The organism is Flavobacterium faecale, from assembly GCF_048320115.1.
Taxonomy (GTDB): Bacteria; Bacteroidota; Bacteroidia; order Flavobacteriales; family Flavobacteriaceae; genus Flavobacterium; species Flavobacterium faecale_A.
In genome coordinates, this window is record NZ_CP182943.1 from 3,216,383 (window position 1) to 3,238,161 (window position 21,779).

General features: G+C 33.6%; 20 protein-coding genes and 1 pseudogene. 8 read left to right on the forward strand and 13 right to left on the reverse strand.

The window, feature by feature from the left end:
• Window positions 1-48: 48 nt before the first annotated feature.
• The 4 genes and pseudogenes from ACNH59_RS13305 to ACNH59_RS13320 form a co-directional block, all read right to left on the reverse strand.
• A complete protein-coding gene (locus ACNH59_RS13305; protein ID WP_418263011.1) occupies window positions 49-1,602 on the reverse strand; it encodes a response regulator in 1,554 nt (517 codons plus the stop codon).
• Between the two features lie 109 nt (window positions 1,603-1,711).
• A complete protein-coding gene (locus ACNH59_RS13310; RefSeq protein WP_418263012.1) occupies window positions 1,712-4,243 on the reverse strand; it encodes a TonB-dependent receptor in 2,532 nt (843 codons plus the stop codon).
• The gene (locus ACNH59_RS13315; RefSeq protein ID WP_418263013.1) at window positions 4,233-5,144 is read right to left on the reverse strand and encodes a FecR family protein; all 912 of its coding nucleotides are present in this window, start codon (window positions 5,142-5,144) and stop codon (window positions 4,233-4,235) included. Before ACNH59_RS13315 ends, ACNH59_RS13310 begins: the two co-directional genes overlap by 11 nt.
• 66 nt (window positions 5,145-5,210) lie before the next feature.
• A pseudogene (locus ACNH59_RS13320) lies at window positions 5,211-5,727 on the reverse strand (RNA polymerase sigma factor).
• A gap of 550 nt (window positions 5,728-6,277) precedes the next feature.
• Here ACNH59_RS13320 and ACNH59_RS13325 point away from each other — a divergent pair.
• From ACNH59_RS13325 to ACNH59_RS13335, 3 genes are all read left to right on the forward strand, one after another.
• Window positions 6,278-7,315, forward strand: a complete 1,038-nt coding sequence (locus tag ACNH59_RS13325) for a hypothetical protein (protein WP_418263014.1) — start codon at window positions 6,278-6,280, stop codon at window positions 7,313-7,315.
• A gap of 91 nt (window positions 7,316-7,406) precedes the next feature.
• Window positions 7,407-8,180 carry a membrane metalloprotease gene (locus tag ACNH59_RS13330; protein ID WP_418263015.1) on the forward strand — a complete coding sequence of 258 codons (774 nt, stop codon included), beginning with the start codon at window positions 7,407-7,409 and terminating at the stop codon, window positions 8,178-8,180.
• A 37-nt stretch (window positions 8,181-8,217) separates the two neighbouring features.
• Complete coding sequence (locus ACNH59_RS13335; RefSeq protein ID WP_418263016.1) at window positions 8,218-8,802, forward strand: porin family protein; 585 nt, start codon at window positions 8,218-8,220, stop codon at window positions 8,800-8,802.
• Between the two features lie 121 nt (window positions 8,803-8,923).
• Here ACNH59_RS13335 and ACNH59_RS13340 read toward each other — a convergent pair whose 3' ends face one another.
• Together ACNH59_RS13340 and ACNH59_RS13345 are read right to left on the reverse strand one after the other, a co-directional pair.
• Window positions 8,924-9,886, reverse strand: a complete 963-nt coding sequence (locus ACNH59_RS13340) for a sodium-dependent bicarbonate transport family permease (RefSeq protein ID WP_418263017.1) — start codon at window positions 9,884-9,886, stop codon at window positions 8,924-8,926.
• A 50-nt stretch (window positions 9,887-9,936) separates the two neighbouring features.
• Complete coding sequence (locus ACNH59_RS13345; RefSeq protein ID WP_418263018.1) at window positions 9,937-10,218, reverse strand: hypothetical protein; 282 nt, start codon at window positions 10,216-10,218, stop codon at window positions 9,937-9,939.
• 101 nt (window positions 10,219-10,319) lie between these two features.
• On the opposite strand from ACNH59_RS13345, the gene ACNH59_RS13350 reads away from it, so the two are divergent.
• The 5 genes from ACNH59_RS13350 to ACNH59_RS13370 all read left to right on the forward strand — a co-directional run bounded on the left by ACNH59_RS13350 (window position 10,320) and on the right by ACNH59_RS13370 (window position 13,691).
• Window positions 10,320-11,243 (forward strand): LysR family transcriptional regulator, encoded by a 924-nt coding sequence (locus ACNH59_RS13350; RefSeq protein WP_418263019.1) that lies wholly within the window; start codon window positions 10,320-10,322, stop codon window positions 11,241-11,243.
• Between the two features lie 209 nt (window positions 11,244-11,452).
• Window positions 11,453-12,055 carry a transcriptional regulator gene (locus ACNH59_RS13355; RefSeq protein ID WP_418263020.1) on the forward strand — a complete coding sequence of 201 codons (603 nt, stop codon included), beginning with the start codon at window positions 11,453-11,455 and terminating at the stop codon, window positions 12,053-12,055.
• Complete coding sequence (locus ACNH59_RS13360; RefSeq protein WP_418263021.1) at window positions 12,049-12,753, forward strand: DUF3307 domain-containing protein; 705 nt, start codon at window positions 12,049-12,051, stop codon at window positions 12,751-12,753. The genes ACNH59_RS13355 and ACNH59_RS13360 overlap by 7 nt, the downstream gene beginning before the upstream one ends.
• Window positions 12,754-13,042: 289 nt before the next feature.
• The gene (locus ACNH59_RS13365) at window positions 13,043-13,480 is read left to right on the forward strand and encodes a CBS domain-containing protein (RefSeq protein WP_418263022.1); all 438 of its coding nucleotides are present in this window, start codon (window positions 13,043-13,045) and stop codon (window positions 13,478-13,480) included.
• Between the two features lie 22 nt (window positions 13,481-13,502).
• Window positions 13,503-13,691 (forward strand): membrane or secreted protein, encoded by a 189-nt coding sequence (locus ACNH59_RS13370; protein ID WP_418263023.1) that lies wholly within the window; start codon window positions 13,503-13,505, stop codon window positions 13,689-13,691.
• Here the strand turns inward: ACNH59_RS13370 and ACNH59_RS13375 are convergent.
• From ACNH59_RS13375 to ACNH59_RS13405, 7 genes are all read right to left on the reverse strand, one after another.
• Window positions 13,688-14,695 carry an FAD:protein FMN transferase gene (locus tag ACNH59_RS13375; RefSeq protein ID WP_418263024.1) on the reverse strand — a complete coding sequence of 336 codons (1,008 nt, stop codon included), beginning with the start codon at window positions 14,693-14,695 and terminating at the stop codon, window positions 13,688-13,690. The genes ACNH59_RS13370 and ACNH59_RS13375 overlap by 4 nt on opposite strands.
• Window positions 14,696-14,807: 112 nt before the next feature.
• Window positions 14,808-16,073 (reverse strand): NADH:ubiquinone reductase (Na(+)-transporting) subunit F, encoded by a 1,266-nt coding sequence (nqrF, locus tag ACNH59_RS13380; protein ID WP_418263025.1) that lies wholly within the window; start codon window positions 16,071-16,073, stop codon window positions 14,808-14,810.
• A gap of 18 nt (window positions 16,074-16,091) precedes the next feature.
• Complete coding sequence (gene nqrE, locus ACNH59_RS13385) at window positions 16,092-16,706, reverse strand: NADH:ubiquinone reductase (Na(+)-transporting) subunit E (protein WP_418263026.1); 615 nt, start codon at window positions 16,704-16,706, stop codon at window positions 16,092-16,094.
• 30 nt (window positions 16,707-16,736) lie between these two features.
• Window positions 16,737-17,417 carry an NADH:ubiquinone reductase (Na(+)-transporting) subunit D gene (locus ACNH59_RS13390; protein ID WP_418263027.1) on the reverse strand — a complete coding sequence of 227 codons (681 nt, stop codon included), beginning with the start codon at window positions 17,415-17,417 and terminating at the stop codon, window positions 16,737-16,739.
• 13 nt (window positions 17,418-17,430) lie between these two features.
• On the reverse strand, window positions 17,431-18,162 hold the full coding sequence (nqrC, locus tag ACNH59_RS13395; protein ID WP_418263028.1) for an NADH:ubiquinone reductase (Na(+)-transporting) subunit C: 732 nt from the start codon (window positions 18,160-18,162) through the stop codon (window positions 17,431-17,433).
• On the reverse strand, window positions 18,155-19,336 hold the full coding sequence (locus ACNH59_RS13400) for an NADH:ubiquinone reductase (Na(+)-transporting) subunit B (protein ID WP_418263029.1): 1,182 nt from the start codon (window positions 19,334-19,336) through the stop codon (window positions 18,155-18,157). The genes nqrC and ACNH59_RS13400 overlap by 8 nt, the downstream gene beginning before the upstream one ends.
• A 425-nt stretch (window positions 19,337-19,761) precedes the next feature.
• Window positions 19,762-21,117: a Na(+)-translocating NADH-quinone reductase subunit A gene (locus ACNH59_RS13405; protein ID WP_418263030.1), complete on the reverse strand. Its 1,356-nt coding sequence runs from the start codon at window positions 21,115-21,117 to the stop codon at window positions 19,762-19,764.
• Between the last annotated feature and the right edge of the window lie 662 nt (window positions 21,118-21,779).

A 21,779-nucleotide genomic window follows, 5' to 3' on the forward strand; every position in this document is an offset into this window, starting at 1 on the left:
TTTAATAGTTCCTTTTAATTCATAGCTCATAACTTTTAATTTGATAAATTACTTAGGATTAAAAACCAAGCAAGGAATAATCATCTCTTCTAGAGAAATCCCCCCATGTTGATAGGTGTTTTTGTAATATCCTACATAATGATTGTAATTATTAACATAAGCTAAGAACAAATCATTTTTGGCAAAAATATAAGAACTGGTCATATTAATTACGGGCAAACCAATTTTTTTTGGGTCTTTGACTGCATAAACGTCTTTTTGCTCATAGGTGAGGCTACGCCCTGTTTTATACCTTAAATTCAAGCTAGTATTTTTGTCTCCTACTACTTTGGATGGATTTTTAACATTTATAGTTCCGTGGTCTGTGGTTAGAACAAGTTTGAAACCAAGAATTTGAGCTTGTTGAATGATTTCTAGTAAAGGAGAGTTTTTGAACCAACTTAAAGTCAATGAACGATAAGCTTTATCATCAGAGGCTAATTCTTTTACTACATCCATTTCGGTTTTAGCGTGAGAAAGCATGTCTACAAAGTTGTAAACCACCGTTACTAAGTCATTATTTTTATATGCTTTAAAGTTTTCGGCTAATTTTTTACCACCTGCTAAATTGGTGATTTTAAAATAATCTTCCTTAATATTCAACCCCAAACGTTTTAATTGTGCGGTTAAAAACTCCGCTTCAAAAAGGTTTTTGCCTCCTTCTTCTGGGTCGTTTTTCCAGTACTGAGGGAATTTTTTTTCCATGTCAGCAGGTAATAATCCTGAGAAAATGGCATTTCGAGCATACTGTGTAGCTGTTGGTAAAATAGAGTAGTAGGGTACTTCTTTTTCTAATTTGTAATAATTGGCCACTACATCTTCAAAGGCTTTCCATTGATCGTAGCGGAGGTTGTCAATCACTACAAAAAGTACTGGTTTTTCTTTTTTGACCAATTCGGGAACTACCAATTCTTTGAATAAAGTGTGAGATTGTATTGGTTTATCCGCTTTAGGTTCGAACCAATCTTCATAATTTCGTTCGATAAATTTTCCAAACTGTGAATTGGCTTCTACCTTTTGAGATTCCAAAATTTCAATCATCGCTTGATCGTTGATGTTTTCTAGTTTTAACTCCCAAAAGATTAATTTTTTATACAATTCAATCCAATCTTCATAAGAATTAACCATGGACATTTCCATTGCAATTTTTCGGAATTCCTTTTGATAATCTAAAGTTGTTTTTTCGGAAATTAGACGAGAATGATCTAAATTCTTCTTTAAACTCAATAAAATTTGGTTAGGATTGACAGGTTTGATAAGATAATCAGCAATTTTAGAACCTATGGCTTCTTCCATAATATATTCTTCTTCACTTTTGGTAATCATAATCATAGGAACTGCCGACTTTTTTTCTTTCATTTCTGAAAGCGTTTCCAGTCCACTCATTCCAGGCATGTTTTCGTCTAAAAAAACAATATCAAAGTTTTCGTTTTCAAATATTTCAGTAGCATCGCGACCGTTGTTACAAGTCGTTACGCTATAATTTTTTTTCTCTAAAAAAAGGATGTGTGGCTTGAGATAATCGATTTCATCATCAACCCATAGTATTTTTATTTTGTCCATATCGAAGTATTAAATGTGTGCAATATTTAGCAATCAATGTGCCAATTTACATTTTTTTAGAGTCTAATGTTCCTAATTTTTTTATAAAAATGGAGAAACTAATCTAGTTTTAAAAATTCACTCTAAAACTTAGATTAGGTGTCAACCCTAAAGAAGCGTTATTGACTTCTACAGCTTTGCTAGAATCGTTTGGATCTACTCTATAATAGCGATTAATCAAGTTTTCTTCATTGGTTAGATTAATAATTCCTGCTCTCAATATTCCTTTAACGGACTGGCTGAAAGGAAATTTATAACTCAAAGAGACATCTAAACGCTTAAAATCATCTAAATTCCTACTATTGGGATTGTCGTAATTTACCACAATTGTGTTTCCAGTTTGTAGCGTTTCATTTCCAGCTATTGGTGCAGTATAGGGATGGCCATTGCGCCAGATTCCACCCAAGGAAATGCTAAGATTCTCTATGATATTATAGTTAAAACCAAAAGTCACCGAATGTCGGATATCAACATTATTAGGGAATTGAGAAGGAGTAAAACTTTCAAATTCGTATTCGTTTTTGCTTAGAGTATAACTGGTCCAAATGCTATAATTTCGAGCGGTTTTATTCGTTAGAAACTCAATTCCTTTAGAGGTATAATTACCATTGGCATTTTTGTATTGAAAACTGTTGTAAAAACCTTGGTTGGAAGCAGTGATACCGTCTACAAATTTATAAAACCCAGTGACATCAAAGTTGAATTTCTTTTGTTTGAATTCAACTCCAAAAGAACCTTGTTTGCTAGTCGCAATAGGAATCGTAGTGTTATTAACAACTACCCAGCGTCTTTTTTCAACACCAAGAAAATCATCTTCAAAATCGATGATTTGAGTTGCAATTTGATTTTTAAATTCACCTTCAATTTTCAAAGCAAAATTCTTGGATAATTCCTGTCTGAAGTTAAGTCTAGGTTCTACAATAAATTTGTTGAATTTTTCAAAATAATTCAGACGAAGTCCCAATCTCAAAAAGGTTTGGCGGTTGTGGAATTCGGTTTCCGCAAAAACGGCTTGACTTAAGAGTACATTTTTCTTCGTACTAGAGTAAGCTGGTGCACTTACTGTAGTTTGATTGAGCATACCCGTTTCGGTAATTTGATAACCTCCTAGAAAATGAAGAGATTCATTTGTTGTAAATTTGGCATTTACTTTTGCTCCTGTTTCTAACACTTCATTGGCTTCACTAAGTAATTGGTCTGTCTGAAATCGATAATCAGTAGCGTCAATATTGTATTTGGAATAATACGTATTGACTTCTGATGACCATTTTTCACTCCATTTTCCTTTCCAATTAAATCCTGCTCCTAAGTTTTTTTGAGATAAAGTAGTCGATTTGGATTCGGGTTCATTTTGTTGACGGCTATTTTCATTGTATTCCAAATTGTTTTGGATGCCAATAATATTGGCTCTAAATTGATGATTGGCATTAAAATCAAAAAGGAGTTTGGCGGTATAATCAAAAAAGTGAAAATCAGAACTGGTATTGGAATCTTCAGCTTTTGCCTTAATCTCTGAATCTTGAAAACTACGTTCAAAATAATTGGTAAAAGTAGGTGTGTCAACAAAATCAGTTATAGACCGACGTCCTGATAGGTGTACGGACCATTTTTTTGTCAAAGGAATTTCTAGAAAAGCATCGGCATCAATTAAATTAATTCCTGCTCCACCCTCAAGTTTATTGCTAATATCATCTTTGGTAAACATAGAAATGGTACTAGAAACACCGTCGCTATAAGCAGCTGAAGTACCATTTTTGGTCACGATCACTTTGTTAGTTAAATTGGGATTGTACGCTGAAATTAAGCCAAAGAAATGCCCTGAATGATACATTTTAATATTATCCCAGATCATTAAGTTTTGGTCGTTTGTACCACCGCGAACATTGATATTTGCAATGCTTTCATTTGTGCTTTCTACCCCTGGAAGTACTTGGATGGACTGTAAAACATCGGGCTGTACTAAGCCAGGTAAAATTTCAAATTTTTTAGTGGTTAAGACAATGCTTCCATCTATATATTTTTGCAAACCCGCTGTTAAATAAACATTTATCAATACTGGATTAAGTTCTTCTTGAAGCGGTTTTAAGTTGATCCTTTTGCAAGGATTTGTTGTGGAAAAAAAATCCCGAGCTATCAATTGCTGACTCTCATAACCTAAATACGAAATCAAAAGGATGGTATCTGGAGACAGATTATTTAGGCTAAAATAACCTTTGGTATTCGCCGATGATTTTAAAACTGAATTAACCGAAATAGAAGCTCCAGCTAATGGTAACCCTGTATCAGAAGACAAAACAGTACCACAAATAGAAATGGTTTTATTCGCAGTTGTTACTGTAATATAGCGTTCGTCTAAGGCTTTAAAATTTAGTAAGGTATTGACGTTCAAATAAATTATGACCTGCTGCAAGCTCATTTTTTGAGTTGGTGGATTCAATTTCACCTGAACTACATCTTGAACAGCGTATGAAAATTTTACATCAAACTCTTGTTCAATGTGTTTTAAATAGTTTTCTAACGTAATCATGGTAGTTGATTTTTGTCCATAACTACAAAAACCAACTATCAAGATCAGATAAATAAGCCATTTATTATTTTGCATGATTGTAAAATATAACGGTTTTGCCTTCTATTTTATAATGAATTTGCAACGGAATTGTGATTGCATCCAAGGCAACTTTTTCATTTTTATGGGTAAAAGTTCCTGTAAATAAAACGGACGTATTAATGTCTTTAGTGTTGATTTTAAGGTCATACTGACGTTCCAATTCGCTTATTACTTGAGATAACGGAATGTTTTCAAAACTTGACTCTTGTTGTAGCCAAGATGGTGATTGTGCCACAAAATCAGCTACAGTTTCAATTTGGTCATTAATCAATCTAAAGGTTTTTCCTGGAGGTAATTTTACTATTTCATTGTCGTGTGTCACACTTACTAAACCTTCATAACAGCGTACCTCAAAGTACTGATCGCGTTGTTTTACATTAAAATGGGTACCTAATACTTTTACAATTCCATCTGTTGTATTGACACTAAAAGTTTTTCCTTTTTGAACTTGAAAATAAGCTTCTCCTTTTAAAGTTAATTCACGGCTTTTATCCCATTCTTTTTCTTTAAAACTGATTTTGGAGTCGGCATTCAAAACCACTTCCGAATGATCCGGTAGTTGAAAGCGCTCTGTTTGTGCTATTTGAGTTTCAATAACAGTGGTGCGATTATAAAACAAGAAATAAGCCGTAGTAAGCAACACCACAAAGGCAGCAGCCATGGATAACCAGAGCGGTTTGTCAAAGGCAATTAGTTTGCTTCTTTTCTTAGTTTTTTCACGTTTTTGAAAAGCTACTAAGGCTTCTTGAGCGTCTACATTTGGAGTTTCCAATTGGGCGCTATAATGGGCGATTTTTTCATAGATTTTAAAATCATCCGATTTTTTTAAATCTTCAATTTCTTGGCTAGAAAGTTCCCCGTTAAGCCATTTGAGTATTTTTTTATCATTTTCCATAATTTTCCCTTCTATTATAATAAGACAATTCAAAATAGAATTACCCTACCTTGTAATCACTTCTATTTAAATATTATCTACTTGTGATTTAAGTGTTTTAAGAGCTGCCGACATCCTTTTTTCAACGGCCTTCTGTGAGACACCGAGTAAATCGGCAATTTCTCTATATTTTTTTCCTTCTATTCTATTGAGTAAAAACACTTCTCTTTGCGCTTCACTTAAGGAACTTATCGCTTTTTGTAGTTTTAATTTAAATTCCTCTTCCTCTAAAAGGTACTCTGGACTTTGATTATTGGTATCTAAATTAGGAAGCTTCTTTTTGGTATTGGAAAACTACTTTTTGATGTTTAATGGTATTGAGAAATAAATTATTGACAGTAGTCCACAAATAAGTCTTGACTTTACTGAAGTCAATTTGGGCACAATTTTCCCAGATCTTCGTAAAGGCATCTTGAACTAAATCCAGAGCAGCATCACGATCACCACATTTGAAATAGGCAAAATTAGTGGCCGATTGAACATTTTTTAGGTAAAAGTCATTAAAATGATTTTCCTCACAAAGACTGTTTTTTTCTTCGTTCATCAGGGCAATTTGTTTTTTTTAGTAACAGTAAAATTACTTTTTTTTAAATAATAACAAGAATGAATTATTCAAATCAATTTTTTTTAGACTTACAAATATATGTAAGGTATTGATTAGTATGCTTGTATGCGCAAAACAAGGTTTGGATATAATTTTTTTTAAATCTTTAGGTAGGGTAAAATTAAAGATGGTTGTCTTATTAATAGAAACGGCTAAAAACGCCTTGATACTATTTATTTAAACAATTAATTTTTAAAAGTATGAAAAAGTTAAGAAATAATACAGCACCAGCATTAATTGTGTTATTAAGAGTTAAATCTCGTCAAAACCAAATAGATAAAGTTGAAGAAGTTTCTTCATCTGTTGACATGACTAAATGCAATTACATTAGAAATACAACAATATTATTAAGCATCTATGTATTAATCAACCTCTTTTTTTATTTTTTTTTTAAACTAGGGTAGGGTAAAATAAAAGTAGGTTGTCTTACTAACAGAAACGGTTTTAAATACCATTAAAAATAATTATAAAAACATTAAATTTGAAAATTATGAAAAAGTTAAGAATTATCACAGGAATGGCATTGGTAGCCTTATTAGGTTTTACATCTTGTCAAAACGAAATTGATGAAGTATCAGGAGATAATCCAAATGGAACGAACTCTACAACTGCTAATAACATCAGACGTACTACAATGTATGATGGTTCATTTGATGACTTTTTAGACGGAGCTTCCTGTTCTTCAATAGTTTTACCTGCTACCGCAACAGTAAACGGGATTAAGATTACTTTGTTTAGTCAGTTAGATTACCAACAAGTAATCTCCATTATAGGAAGATATAATGATGACCAAGATTCAGTAGTGTTACAATTTCCTTTGAAAGTTAAAACTAGTAATTATAGTGAAGTTACTGTTAACAATCAAAATGAATACAACGCTATTGTAAATGCATGTACACAAGCAGAAGCTGAGGGTAGGGATGCTATTAAATGTATTAAATTTAATTTTCCTCTTACATTGCTAACGTATAATTTGACTTTTGAGCAAACAGGAAGTGTTGTAATTACATCCAAACAACAATTATATACGTATATGAGCAATACCAACAACAATGAGTTGTTTGCGTTGCAATATCCTATTAGAATTACTTTTAGTGACAACACCACAATCTCTATTAATAGTGATGCGGAGTTACAATCAAGCATCAATGAATGTAGAGCTAAAGAGTCTGCAGAAGACGAAGCTGAAGCTAATGCTGCAAGATTGCAAAAAATAATGGTTGATGGAGCTTTCAAAGTACAGTCCTTTTTGAAATTAGGTGTAGAGAAAGCTAATGATTATAAAGATTTTACTGTTGATTTTACTAATGATTTTAAGATCAAAGCAACTAACGCACTTATTACAACAGTTAATGGTACTTATGCAGTAACCTCTGAAACAAATGTTTTCTTAGAAATGAATTTTTCAGGAAATGCTAACTTTAATTTACTCAACAACACATGGAAGGTTACTAGTTTTAGCGCTTCATCAATCACCTTACAAAGTAAAACAGATGCTGCTGTAACTTTGGTTTTGAAACAAATTTAATCTAAAATAGGAATAATTAAGGGACAACTATTTTAGTAATAGAATAGTTGTCCTGTTTTAACTATTAATTCATAGAATAAATACAATCAAAATGAAAAAAGAAATTGCATTAGTACTGATATTTTTTAGCCTTTTATTCTCTTGTAGCCAAGACGATAGCTCTGGAGAAACTGTAAACGGAAATCTGGTTTCCAATAATAAAAAAAGCACTGGAAGTTCTTCTCGAGATTTACTTTCAAGTGATCAATTTAAAAGTATGGTTTTAGAGGTTGTTTACATTCAAGGGAGTGAGCCTTCAACTACTGCAATCTCAAATTTAGTTGCTTTTTTGAATGAAAGATCGAATAAACCTGAAGGGATTAGAGTCGTTAAAAGAGCAATTAGTTCACCACAAAAAACTAGTTTCACTAACCAAGATATTATTGCTATCGAAGATGCCAACAGAACTTTGTACAATTCAGATTCTGAAATTGCGGTTTGGGCTTTTTTTGCTGACGGAGAATCAGCTAACAACACTTCAGATGGAGTAGTACTTGGAACAGCTTATCGCAATACCTCGTTTGCTATTTATCAGAAAACAATTCAACGACTATCAGGAGGACCTTTCCAACCCAGTCGAAGTTTGTTAGAAACAACGGTAATAGAGCATGAATTTGGACATTTGTTTGGATTGACCAATTTAGGAGCTCCGCTTCAAAGCAATCACGAAGATTCAGAACATGCTAAACATTGTAATGTGGAGAGTTGCCTGATGTATTGGGCAGCTGAAACTGGTGGAGGGATTGGCTCTATGCTTTCTGGCGGATCAGTTCCAAAGTTAGATTCACAATGTTTAGCTGATTTAAAAGCCAATGGTGGAAAATAATTTTTTGATACAAAAGTTTAACTAAAATTAATTTAAAATGAAAACAACACATTTAGTACTTGCCTTATGCTTCGCTCATTTTAGCGCTATCTTCGCTCAAGAAAACACTGCTGATAAATCTCATGTAGGGATTAAAGGAGGTTATAATTTAGCGGCTGTAAACTTTGATGGTGATGGAGAAACTGATCAACGCCATGGTTTTCATATTGGACTTTATGGAGAATCATTTGTTAGTGATAACTTCGCTATTCAACCCGAAGTAATGTTTTCACAACAAGGTTATGTGGTTAATAATGGTAATTCAAAATTCACTCAAAAACTAAATTACATCAATGTCCCTTTAATGTTCAAAGCTTATCCAGCAGATAATTTCTTTTTTGAAATCGGACCTCAAGTTGGTTTTGCTGTAACGCACAAAGAAGAATATTCTGGACCTTTATTTAGTAGTTCAAACGAATATGATCCAAGAAAATTTGACTGGGGAATGAATTTCGGACTTGGATTAAAATCAGATTCAGGAATCAGTATTGGTGTTCGTTACCATTTAGGTCTAGGGGAGTTGTATGAAGAGAACAAAACTTTTAACAGGGTTTGGCAATTTTCATTAGGGATTGATTTGTAAAACAAAAATCAAGTATAGATTAAAATTGAAAAGGGGTTGGCTTTTAAAGTCCAACCCCTTTTTCGTGGTATTTAGGATCGTTGTAATTGTATAACTCAGTTTGGTTTGTAATCTTTTTTTATTAGAAAGATTGAATTACTAGGTAATAAATTGGCATTCCTACTGTGATGTTTATAGGGAAAGTAACCGCTAAGGCCATTGGTAAGAACAGTCCTGGATTTGCTTTTGGAACCGTAATTTTCATGGCGGCAGGTACTGCGATATAGGAAGCACTAGCAGCTAAAATGGCGAATATGAATCGGTTAGCAATATCCTCTGTTACAAATGAGCTTAGAATTGCAAAGAGACAGCCGTTGAATAAAGGGATAATTATAGCAAATAGAAAAGGAAACCAGCCAAAGGAGAAAAATGATTTCAGTTTTTTACCGCTTGTAATTCCCATATCTAAAAGAAAGATAGCTAGAAACCCTTTGAAGAGGTCGTTTGTAAAAGGTTTGATTCCTTCTGCTTGATGCGCATTTGCCATATAACCAATTACTAAACTCCCCAAAATAAGTAGTACACTTCCATTTGTTAAAGAGTGTTTGATGACCATTCTTTTTTTGACTGCATTAGAGTCATTTTTATTAAAAATCGTAATCAATATTAATCCAATAATAATAGCAGGACTTTCCATTAAGGCCATGATGGCTACCATATGTCCATGTAGTTGTAAATTTTGTGTTTCAAGATAAGATACCGCCGTTACAAATGTTACCGCACTCACAGAACCATAAGCTGCAGCAATGGCTCCAGCATTGAAGACATTGAGTTTCTTTTTTAAGATAAAAAAAGTATAAAGCGGAATACTGAGCGAGATGAAAATTCCAAATACGATTGATAAAGCGATCTCGGTATTAAATGTTTCGTGTGACAATTCCTGACCACCCTTAAACCCGATGGCAAATAATAAATATAAAGAAATGAATTTTGAAGAATTTTGCGGTATTTCAAGATCGCTTTTTAAATAGGCCGCAATAATACCAAGGACAAAAAAAAGTAAGGCTGGGTTCGTTAAATTTTCTGTGAGTAGATTAAAATTCATTTTGTTTTTTTAGAAGGATTATAAAATGTTTTGATTTGCTTTTAAAGCAATTAGTTTTGCTCCAAATCAATATGTATAATAGATTTAATCGTTAGCTTTTGATTGTTACTTTCTGCCTTTTGAATTAGCATTTTGATCGTTTCCACATCAGCTTTTAGTTCCGGTATTCGTTGAACCGATTTTGAATCTGCGCTGCCGGTGCATACCTGCGTGCTAAAATCCTTTAACTCGTGGAAATTTATTTTTTTGTCATAAAGATTTAGCAAAATTTCTGTTGCCTCTTTTGGTAAATACGTTCCGTCAATTAATTTTAGTTCTTGTGGATTTTGCATGATTGAAAATTTTTAATTGTTATTTTTTTCTGGTGCAAAATTGAATAAACTATTCCATAAATTTTTATTTATATTTGTAATGTAATCCATAAAATATATTTATGAACTATACACTGAATCAATTACAGATATTTCTAAAAATTGTACAAACAAAGAGCGTTACCAAGGCTTCAGAAGAGTTGCATTTGACTCAGCCTGCCGTTTCTATCCAACTTCGAAATTTTCAAGACCAATTTGATATTCCGCTTACAGAGGTAATTGGACGGAAAATTTACATCACTGATTTTGGTCATGAAATTGCCGAAGCTGCCGAAAATATCCTAAACCAAGTTCAAGCCATTAACTACAAAACAATGGCTTACAAGGGGCAATTAGCAGGTAAACTAAAACTGTCTATTGTTTCCACTGGTAAGTACATTATGCCATACTTTTTGGCTGACTTTATGAAAGTACATACTGGAATCGAACTTCAGATGGACGTGACTAATAAGAGTAAAGTGCTGGAAAGTTTGAAAAATAATGAGGTAGATTTTGCCTTAGTGTCCATCGTTCCCACTTCTCTGGATATTGAACAATTGGATTTGCTTCAAAATAAATTGTACTTGGTTGGAAATACTGAAACCGAATATAATGGAGAAAAGAACATCAAAAAGGTTTTTCAAGACCTGCCTTTAATTTTTAGGGAAAATGGTTCTGGAACCAGACAAACGATGGAGAAATTCATTGAACAAAATGATATTGCAGTGCTTAAAAAAATGGAACTAACATCCAACGAAGCTGTAAAGCAAGCCTTAATAGCAGGTTTAGGGTATTCAATAATGCCTTTAATTGGGATCAAAAATGAGTTGCATAACAATGAGTTACAAATTATCCCAGTAGAAGGTTTACCTATTAAAACGAACTGGAGTTTGATTTGGTTAAAAGGAAAAAAACATTCCCCTATTTCCAAAGCCTTATTAGACTATATAAAAACCGAAAAGAGAACCATTGTACAGCAAAAATTTAATTGGTATGAGCAGTATTAACTTTTCGGTACGTTTTTATAAAAAGTAGTATTTGTTTTAAAATTTACTTATTTTTATCAAATGTAAATTTGATTCCTCAAATAATTCATAAGAAATAGTTTACCAGAATAATCTATTTTTAAACCGATAGGATTAAATATCTGCTTTTAGTAGGATATATTTAATTATCTGCTTTAAAGTAGATATATTTACAAATAAAATTCAATTTTATGTTTGCAGTCATTACAGGAGATATTGTTCATTCACGGAAAACCGCTGTAGAAGTTTGGTTGATAGCATTGAAAGAAATTTTAAGTCAATACGGGACTAGTCCTAAAGATTGGGAAATTTACCGTGGTGATAGTTTTCAAATAATTACTGCACCAGAGCAAGCCTTAATTTTAAGTTTTATCATTAAATCTTATTTAAAAAGTAAAGCAATCAATATTCGGATGGCGATAGGTATTGGAGAAATGGATTACCAAGCTGATAAAGCAACAGAATCTAATGGAACAGCTTTTGTAAATTCTGGGACTTGTTTTGATTCCTTAAAAAAACAAACTTTAGCTATAAAAACACCTTGGGAAAATTGCAATATTACTTTAAATATCATGCTGGATTTAGCTACTTTGACCATGGATAAATGGACTGTAAAGACGGCTGAAGTAGTCCTTTTTAAACTTCAAAATCCTGAGATGAATCAAAAAGATATCGCCGATAATCTCCACAAAAAAGGGCAAGGAAATATTAGCGAAGCATTAAAAAGGGGAGGGTACGACGAACTTCATCAATTGCTAGTATATTATCAACAAAGCATTTCCGAATTATGTTAAGCTTATTTATCTCTTTTTTATTAGCACATTTTGTCGGCGATTTTATACTTCAACCTGATAAATGGGTAAAAGCTAAGTTAAGCGCTAAGAATCAACTTAAATATTTATTTTATCATATTGGCGTACACGGATTGGTACTTCTAATTGTTTTGCAATTTCAATTCCAATATTGGTTGGGAATTTTATCAATTATGTTTAGTCACTTTATCATCGATTGGGCTAAAGTTAGTTTTCAAAACAAAAAAAATGAAATTCTTCTCTTTTTTGTGGACCAATTGGCTCATTTTATAGTTATCGCCCTGGTTGTTTATTTTTACGAACCCTATACGCTTGACACTACTATTATTTCTATCCCTAAACTCATGTTAGTAGTGATGGCAATCATCATGCAAACACAGGTGACAGCAATATTAATGCGGGTTTTACTTTCTAAATGGAAAATGAAAGACGAAAACCCCAATCAAGCTGGAAAATATATTGGAATGTTAGAAAGACTTTTTATTTTTTCATTTGTAGTCATGAATTACTGGGAGGGAGTCGGTTTTTTATTAGGAGCAAAATCTATTTTCCGTTTCGGTGATTTAAATAATGCTAAAGACCGCAATTTAACAGAATATGTACTAATAGGGACACTCCTAAGTTTTGGATTGGCCATGTTAATTGCTCGAGGCTATCAATATCTTAATCTATGTTTATAAAAATATGTCAAAAAATATTTTGAAATAGCATTTACTAGTAATTTACTCTTTATTATTTTGACCGAAGTAAAAACATTGACAATATAAATGCCACATTAAAAACGGATATGACATAAGTATTATAAAAGCAATTCGTTGTTTGTATAAACGTCTGTAAAAAGCTCAACTAATTAATTCTTGAGCTTTTTTTGTAGGTGATAAATTGCGTTAAAGACAAATAATTAACTAAAAATTATAACATTGAACAGATATTTTTATTAAATTTAAGGATAACATAAATCCATCTATTATGACTGTAAATCAAATATTAAACGAAAAAGATAGTAAGATACACTTCATTCCTTCAACCATTTCTGTATACGAAGCATTAAGAATAATGGGGGAGAATAACATAGGATCTGTTTTAGTAATTGAAGACAATATTTTGAAAGGCATTTTATCTGAAAGAGATTATGCCCGAAAAATTGTTTTAAAGAATAAAAGTTCAAAAGAAACCTTTGTTCATGAGATCATGGATGATGAAATCATTAGTGTTAAACCAACAGATGATATCTACTATTGCATGGATGTAATTACCAATAAAAGAGTGAGACATCTACCGGTTATGGAAGAAGATAAAGTAGTTGGAATTGTCTCCATTGGTGACGTGGTCAAATCCATTATCGAATTACAAAAAAACACTATTGATCATCTCGATTCTTATATTCACGGAACTAAAGCAAAATAGAAACCACTAGAAAACCATTATTATGACAACTATTCTTCTTTCTGTTCTGCTTTTGGGGTTAGCAATAGCTGGTATTGCAATCAAACTTCTAGTGAAAAAAAATGGAAGTTTTTCAGGAACTTGTAGCAGTAACAATCCCATGTTTCAAGGTAAGGAAGGGGAGTCTTGCAGTGTTTGTGGTGCAAAACCTCAAGAGAAATGCAAATCTTAAGGTATTTTTTTGATACGATTTTCTAAACTTTTGGAAGTATAGGTTTTCCATTTTCCATTTTCATCATAGATGAAATGAACTTCAAGGTTCATTTTTTTGTTTTTTTCAAGAAAATCGATTGACTTTTGTAACCCCATCACCATAAAAGCGGTAGCATAAGCATCAGCTGTAATACCATCATCAGCAATAACGGTGGTACTTAGTAAATTATGCTTAGCAGGATAACCTGTTTTTGGATTGATGATATGAGAAAACTTTTGATCGCCCTCAATATAAAATTTCCTGTAATTTCCTGAGGTAGCCAGTGCTCTGTTCTTTAAATTAATTATGGCTTCTAATTTTCTTTCAATTGCTTGTTCTTCGTTGGGTTGTTCAATTCCTACTTTCCAATCAATATCACCTTTTTTGCCTTTGGAGATTATTTCGCCTCCCAATTCGACTAGGTAATTATTGATTCCTTTAGTCTCTAGAAAACGAGCTAAAACATCAACTGAATAGCCTTGTGCGATAGCATTGAAATCTATTTTGATATTTGGATTTTCCTTACTGACTTGGTTATTCTTTAACGAGACTTTTTTATAATTCACCAGTTGCAGTAAACTATCTACTTGAATTTTACTTAAACTATTTTTATTTGTTGGACCAAATCCCCAAGCATTGACCAAAGGACCTACCGTTATATCAAAATCACCAGTTGTTTTTTCAGATACTTCAATTGATTTAGTATAAACGGTTTCGAAATAATTATCTATAACTACATTTTGTTCATTATTATTTATTCTGGAAATAATTGAAGTGGGAATCCAAGTAGACATTGATGCATCGATAACATTTAACAGCGAATCAATTTCTTTTTTATAAATAATACCGTTGTCAGACAGATAGGTAATGTGATAAGTGGTTCCTTGTGCTTTTCCTTCAAGTTTTATGATTTCAACTTTTTGGGAAGAACAACGCGTTAGTAAAAACAATGTAAAAAGAAGGATAAAAAAAGTTTTTATCATAAAATTATGTTTTATTACCACAAAGAAACTAAGGTCCAAAGGTTTTCCTAAAATAGATTAATTGAATGTTTTATTTTTTTGAGTCTTTTTGCCTTCGTGGCAACTTAATCCTCTAACCACCAAAATCATCAAAAGCAATATTTTCTTGTGGAACTCCAAGTTCGTCAAGCATTTTAAAAACGGCTGCATTCATCATAGGTGGTCCACAAATATAGTATTCTACATCTTCAGGAGCCTCATGATTTTTTAAGTAATTTTCGTATAAAACATTATGAATAAAACCAGTATATCCAGTCCAATTATCTTCGGGTAATGGTTCAGAAAGGGCAATATCGTATTCGAAATTTGGGAAATCTTTTTCAATTTCTCTAAAATCTTCCGTATAAAACAGTTCTTTGGCAGATCTTCCTCCATACCAAAAACTCACTTTTCGGTTCTTTTCTTTCAAAGTATGAAACAGATGAAATAAATGAGAACGCAAAGGAGCCATTCCAGCGCCTCCACCTATGTAAATCATTTCTCTTTGTGTTTGTTTGATGTGGAAATCGCCAAAAGGCCCTGCAATAGTGACTTTATCACCTGGTTTTCGAGAAAACACATAAGAAGAGGCAATACCAGGATTTACTTTCATGAATCCCCCCACTTTTCGGTCAAAAGGAGGAGTAGCGAGTCGAATGTTAAGCATAATAATGTTACCTTCCGCTGGATGGTTTGCCATGGAATAAGCTCTAAAAATAGGTTCTGAGTTTTTCATTGTCAAATCCCAAATCCCATATTTATCATAATCCTCTTTGAAACGGTCGTCAATTTTGTACAATTCATTTTTAAAATCGATTTCACATTCAGGCACATCCAGCTGAATATAGCAACCTGATTGAAAGTCTAGAAATTCTCCCTCAGGCAATTTGACTACAAATTCTTTGATATAAGTAGCCACATTATTATTAGAAACGACTTCGCATTCCCATTTTTTAATTCCCATTACTGTGGCCGGAACAACTATTTCCATATCCTGTTTTACCTTAACTTGACATCCTAACCTCCAGTTGTCTTGCTGCTCTTTTCTAGAAAAATAAGGGACTTCTGTGGGTAAAATGGCACCACCGCCTGATATAACTTGACATCTACACATACCACAAGTTCCTCCACCACCGCAAGCTGAAGGCAGAAATATTTTTTTATTAGACAAGGTAGAAAGTAGGGTAGAACCAGCTTCGGTTTCCAGTTCGTCCTCCTCATTGATGACTATCTTAACCAATCCTGAAGGACTCAATTTAGATTTTGCATATAAAATAATATAGACTAATAGCGAATTGAATAGTAAAAATACAATTATGCTACAGATTATTGTCGTGCTATCAATATTTAATAGTGTCATTTTCAATTGGATTATAGATTATAATGAAATCCCCATAAAGCTCATAAATGCTATTGCCATCAAGCCTGTCAAAATAAATGTAATTCCTAAGCCTCTCAAAGGCCCCGGCACATTGGAATATCTTAATTTTTCTCTAATGGCAGCCAAAGCTACTATGGCTAAAAACCATCCCACACCAGAACCAAGGGCAAAAGTAGTAGCTTCTCCTATGGAGGCGTATTCTCTTTCTTGCATAAACAAAGCCCCTCCTAGAATGGAACAATTTACCGCTATTAAGGGCAAGAATATCCCCAGACTAGTGTATAGAGCTGGGGCAAATTTTTCAACAATCATTTCTACCAATTGTACAATGGAAGCAATCGTAGCTATAAACATGATAAAACTTAAAAAACTAAGGTCAACTGACGCAAAGTCTGGAGATAACCATTCTAACGCTCCTGCCTTTAAGACATATTTTTCTAACATATAACAAACAGGAACTGATATAAATAGTACAAAAGTTACTGCAATTCCTAGTCCTAAAGCATTTTTTACCGTTTTAGAAATGGCCAAATACGAACACATGCCAAGAAAATAGGCGAAAATCATGTTCTCGATAAAAATCCCTTTTATAAATATATTGATATACTCCATACTAATAACTTTAAAGTTTCCTGTATCAAATTATTTTGATTCGATTAGTTTTTGATTTTTACTTCTTTGTATCCAAATAAGAACGCCTACTATAATTAAAGCCATAGGCGGCATAATGGCGAGACTGTTGTTGAAATAACCCAATTCATACATGGAATTTGGAACAACCCGATAGCCCATCAATTCACCCGAACCAAACAATTCACGAATCATTGAAACAATAACCAAAATCAATCCATAGCCAAAACCGTTACCTATTCCGTCCAAGAATGCTGGCCAAGGTTTATTAGACATGGCAAAAGCTTCTAAGCGCCCCATAATGATGCAATTGGTGATAATCAAGCCAACAAAAACCGATAATTGCTTACTGACGTCAAATACAAAAGCTTTTAAAAATTGATCGACTAAAATCACCATCGTAGCCACTACGGTCAGTTGCACAATAATTCGGATTCGGTTTGGAATAATATTTCGAATCAATGAAATGATAACATTCGAAAAAGCGCAAACTACAATCACAGCTAGTGCCATTACTAATGAAGGTTTCATTTTTACGGTAACCGCCAAGGCAGAACAAATTCCCAAAACTTGTACTGTGATGGGATTGTTGTCATTTAAAGGGTCGTAAAGCAGTCTTTTGTTTTTGAGTGAAAACAAAGGCTCTTTCTTTTTTTTAGGTTTTGCAGGAACTGCGATGGTTTCTTTGCTCATATCCTATACTTTTTTAATTTTTGATTGCTAGAGTTCCCTGTTTTTTGAAATAGGGAATATAGTTGTTTAAGGTGCTTTCAAACATTTTACTGACACCATCACTAGTAATTGTGGCACCAGAAACAGCATCAACACTGTGTAAATCATCTGGTTTTGCTCCGCCTTTGACTACACTAACAGAAACAAATTTTCCAGATTCATCAAATATTTTCTTCCCAACAAACTGTTGCTGAAACTTTTCCGTTTCAATTTCGGCACCTAAGCCTGGGGTTTCACTTTTGTGACCAAAACTGACCCCATAAACGGTATTCATATCACTTTCTAAGGAGATATATCCCCAAATAGGTCCCCACAATCCTTTTCCTCTTATGGGAATTATATAGAATGACTTTCCTTCCTTGTTGCAAATAAAAAGGGGAAACAACCGTTCCTGTGCTTTTCCAGTTTTAAGTTTGTCTAATTCCTTTTTGAGATCAATGTCAAATGCTTTCACACTTCCCGTTACCTCTTCTCCCTTGTTGTTTAAAACAATCTGTTGGGTAATATATTGATTGAAAGCAGTTTCGGTCTGCTTTGTTTCAGTAGTTATTGAAACACTAGTAAGTATGTTTTTCATTTTCTCAATTCGAATATTTTTCTCCTGGAAGGGAGCTAAACTGGTTGCTGTGAGAGATAGCAGTATAGCAATCACTACCACCATCACAGAGGAGAAAATAAATGTGGCTTTGTTGCTGTCTTTATCCATTTTGTTTCTGTATTGACTTTACTCTTTTTAATCTTTTTTTAATGTTGGCTTCAAGAACGTAATGATCAATTAGAGGAGCCATCACATTCATAAATAAAATGGCTAGCATCATTCCTTCGGGATAAGCAGGATTAAATACTCTAAAGAGAATCGCTAGCAATCCTATCAAAAAACCGTAGATATACTTACCTCTATTGGTTTGGGTGGCACTCACAGGATCAGTAGCCATAAATACAGCTCCAAAGGCAAAACCGCCCAATACCAAATGGTGCAGGGGACTGATTTGCATTAAAGTATTCAAGCTAAATAAATTGAAGATAAACGCCATCAAAAGGCCTCCTGCAAAAACGGAAGACATGATGCGCCAACTACCAATTCCCGTGTACAATAAAATAGCCGCTCCAATTAAGCAAGCTGCTGTTGAAGTTTCTCCCACCGAGCCTGGAATAGTTCCTATAAAAGACTCCATGATGGATGGAATTTTACCTGCATAGCCCGCTGCGGCATCGCCTAGTGCCGTGGCTCCTGTATAAGCATCCACAACGGTTTGACCAGGCTCAGTGCTAGTATTTATCCAAACTTCGTTTCCAGACATTTTAGTAGGGTAGGCAAAGAACAAAAATGCTCTGGCAGTTAGTGCTGGGTTTAATATATTCATTCCCGTTCCGCCAAAAACTTCTTTCCCGATGATAACGGCAAATATGGTTGCCACTGCCAACATCCACAAAGGAACATCAATTGGCATGATGAGCGGAATCAACATTCCAGAAACCAAAAAGCCTTCATTTATAGTGTGCTTTCGAATAATGGCAAAAACAAATTCAGTGGTCAAACCTGCGCCATAAGAAACTAAAACCAGCGGAAGTACTTTGATAGCTCCAAAAATAAAGTTGTCAATTAAGGTAACATCCGTCATTCCTAATGCACGGTAATGTTGGTACCCAATATTCCACATCCCAAAAAGCAAACAGGGAATCATAGAAAGTACCACCAAAATCATGGTGCGTTTCAAATCGATTGCATCGCGTACATGGGTGCCTTTACTTTTGGTGGTATGATTGGGGACAAATAAGAAAGTCTCAAACGCATCAAAGGCAGGGTAGAATTTCTCTAGTTTCCCTCCTTTTTCAAAGTTTGGTTTGAGATTGTTAAGTAAGTTTCTAAGTGGTTTCAAATTCAGATGTTTTTTTTAAATTATTAAATTTGGTAACTATTAGATTATATGAGTTTTGTGTTGCTTTATATTATGTTTTACTTATTATTAAAATAACCTTATATTAAATAATGATTTTATTCTTAAAAATGGCAATTTCAAAATGTGTATACTCGCTATCTCTCAGACAGCTTTTCTTTTTAAGGATTCTTCAAACATTTGACACTCGACTGCGGCAACGAATGATATTAAAAACTCCTTCTTAATTACGATTGCATTCAAATATTAACAACAATTTTAACTTTGCATCAAATCGACTTTTATGTTCTTCCATTAAGCCTTGCCTTAAGCTTAATAAATATTAAAAAAACTTATATGTCTTAATATGGTTAGATAAATATTTACAGCGTAAATACTATATCTAGTTATATGGTTTTTAAAAAAAATTAGCTAAACTCCTTTCGCATGATATCTAATCCTTTGCGAATGATTTCTTGAGATTTTATCTTAGATGTACAGACCAATTCACAAAGCGCAAAATCTTCTTCGGCTACTTCATAGATTCCTAGCTTTTCCATCATGTCAATGTCTTCTATCAAAATAGATTTTAGTAGTTGCACAGGGTAAATATCCATAGGGAAGACTTTTTCGTATTGTCCTGTCATCACAAACGGACGCTCTTCACCATGTAAATTTGTATTCAAATTGTGTTTTTTATCAGGTGTGAGCCATGAGAAAAATGTACGTGACATACTAAATTTATTCAATCCAGGTGCTAGCCAACCCATAAATTCGTATTTATTTCCTTCAGGTATTACCGTAATTTGGCTGTCATAAAACCCTAAAAAACCGTCGGCTGGAATTTGGCTTCCCGATAGAATAGAACCGCTGATGACGCGGTTATCGCCTTCTTTGAGTCCAGCATCTGCTAGTATGTTTTTGATGGTCGTACCTACTACTGTTTGGTAATACTGTGGTTGGTTCAGCTGCGCGCCAGTAACGGCAATGGTTCTGGAAGCATCAAAAACGCCTTCAGTGAACAATTTTCCAATAATCACTACATCTTGTGGCTGCACATACCAAACGATTTCTCCTTTATTGATAGGGTCAATGTGGTGAATTTGCACACCTACATTTCCTGCAGGATGCGGTCCTGAGATACTATTGATTTGCACGTTTTGAGCCTGAGTAAAAGCAGGAGCAGGGGAACTGTTGGCAGCTACATTCAAGTGAATTTTACCTGAAGTTAGTTGCTTTAAGGCATCAATTCCTGATTGAAAATGCACTTCCTTGCCCGCAATAACAAAATCGTTATCTGGGGCTAGCGGATTGGTGTCAAAAGCTGAAATGAAGATTGCTTTTGGAGTATCACTAGGATTGGCTATGGTTCCATAAGGACGCTGGCGTATAAAAGGCCAAACACCGCTTTTTAAAAGCTGTTGGATAATTTCTTTACGAGAAAGCTGATTGGGGTCACTTCGTTCAAATGGCGTGTATGTAATCTCTCTATCGGCTAGAATTTTAACTTCTAAGATAACTCTTTTAGCACCGCGTACAATTTCAATAATTTCTCCACTTACAGGAGCGCAAAACAGAATTTCTTCATTGTTTTTATCAAAGAATAAAGGAGTTCCTGCTAGGACATTTGTTCCTACTTTTACTAGTAACTTTGGGGTAAGCCCGACAAAATCTTTTGGTTTTATAGCAAATGTTTCAGCAATAGGCAAGTCCACCACTGTTTTAACAGCTTCTCCTATCAATTTGAGATTCAATCCCCGTTTAATTTTAATATATTCACTCATACATTAACCTATTTTTTTTGTGGGTATTAATTATTATTTTCTGGTATATGGACGCGATTCTAGTATGCTATAAGATTATGTTTATTAGTTATTTGTTAAAAAAATGAAGGATTAATGCACTAATTTAATGAATTTGCACAGAAAAAACAATATTAAAGAGAACTTTAATTAAAGAATAATATTCAATTGTAGATAAAGCTCATTTTTTGTTTGAATAGGTAAAAATCATCTAACGATTCTTTTTGTCTTTCCAAGATGAGAATTTCTATAAAAAAAGTTTTATGTTTTTCATTATAATTAGAATTGCAAGACCTTTATATTTTTTATCTAATTCAAAGTAAAGACAAATGTCCCCAACTTTGCGAAGCGAGTAAAATTACCGCGTTGCAAACGCTACGATTTGTTTATCCATTTAAGTAGGTACTCGTTGCAAACGAGCACCAGATTAGGGTAAAAAATCTTTTGCTAGTGAGCGCCTGGAGACTTGCCATCACTTAAAATTCAACTATTACAACGGTTCGTCAGTTCGATTTAATGAAAAATGCGATAGGATTTTTATTAATCCCGAAGCTTCGGAAGTATCGAGAACGCTTATGTGTACAAAACCTTCTCGATACAATTTTGACTAGTAAAGCTGTCGCGTTACTAGTCAAAATCACTCG

Coding starts and splice junctions, on each gene's coding strand:
- nqrE (WP_418263026.1), bottom strand. CDS start 16,706: ATGGAGTATATCAATATATTTATAAAAGGGATTTTTATCGAGAACATG.
- ACNH59_RS13325 (WP_418263014.1), top strand. CDS start 6,278: ATGAAAAAGTTAAGAATTATCACAGGAATGGCATTGGTAGCCTTATTA.
- ACNH59_RS13305 (WP_418263011.1), bottom strand. CDS start 1,602: ATGGACAAAATAAAAATACTATGGGTTGATGATGAAATCGATTATCTC.
- ACNH59_RS13350 (WP_418263019.1), top strand. CDS start 10,320: ATGAACTATACACTGAATCAATTACAGATATTTCTAAAAATTGTACAA.
- ACNH59_RS13370 (WP_418263023.1), top strand. CDS start 13,503: ATGACAACTATTCTTCTTTCTGTTCTGCTTTTGGGGTTAGCAATAGCT.
- ACNH59_RS13315 (WP_418263013.1), bottom strand. CDS start 5,144: ATGGAAAATGATAAAAAAATACTCAAATGGCTTAACGGGGAACTTTCT.
- ACNH59_RS13355 (WP_418263020.1), top strand. CDS start 11,453: ATGTTTGCAGTCATTACAGGAGATATTGTTCATTCACGGAAAACCGCT.
- nqrC (WP_418263028.1), bottom strand. CDS start 18,162: ATGGATAAAGACAGCAACAAAGCCACATTTATTTTCTCCTCTGTGATG.
- ACNH59_RS13310 (WP_418263012.1), bottom strand. CDS start 4,243: ATGCAAAATAATAAATGGCTTATTTATCTGATCTTGATAGTTGGTTTT.
- ACNH59_RS13360 (WP_418263021.1), top strand. CDS start 12,049: ATGTTAAGCTTATTTATCTCTTTTTTATTAGCACATTTTGTCGGCGAT.
- nqrF (WP_418263025.1), bottom strand. CDS start 16,073: ATGACACTATTAAATATTGATAGCACGACAATAATCTGTAGCATAATT.
- ACNH59_RS13365 (WP_418263022.1), top strand. CDS start 13,043: ATGACTGTAAATCAAATATTAAACGAAAAAGATAGTAAGATACACTTC.
- ACNH59_RS13335 (WP_418263016.1), top strand. CDS start 8,218: ATGAAAACAACACATTTAGTACTTGCCTTATGCTTCGCTCATTTTAGC.
- ACNH59_RS13330 (WP_418263015.1), top strand. CDS start 7,407: ATGAAAAAAGAAATTGCATTAGTACTGATATTTTTTAGCCTTTTATTC.
- ACNH59_RS13340 (WP_418263017.1), bottom strand. CDS start 9,886: ATGAATTTTAATCTACTCACAGAAAATTTAACGAACCCAGCCTTACTT.
- ACNH59_RS13405 (WP_418263030.1), bottom strand. CDS start 21,117: ATGAGTGAATATATTAAAATTAAACGGGGATTGAATCTCAAATTGATA.
- ACNH59_RS13375 (WP_418263024.1), bottom strand. CDS start 14,695: ATGATAAAAACTTTTTTTATCCTTCTTTTTACATTGTTTTTACTAACG.
- ACNH59_RS13345 (WP_418263018.1), bottom strand. CDS start 10,218: ATGCAAAATCCACAAGAACTAAAATTAATTGACGGAACGTATTTACCA.
- ACNH59_RS13390 (WP_418263027.1), bottom strand. CDS start 17,417: ATGAGCAAAGAAACCATCGCAGTTCCTGCAAAACCTAAAAAAAAGAAA.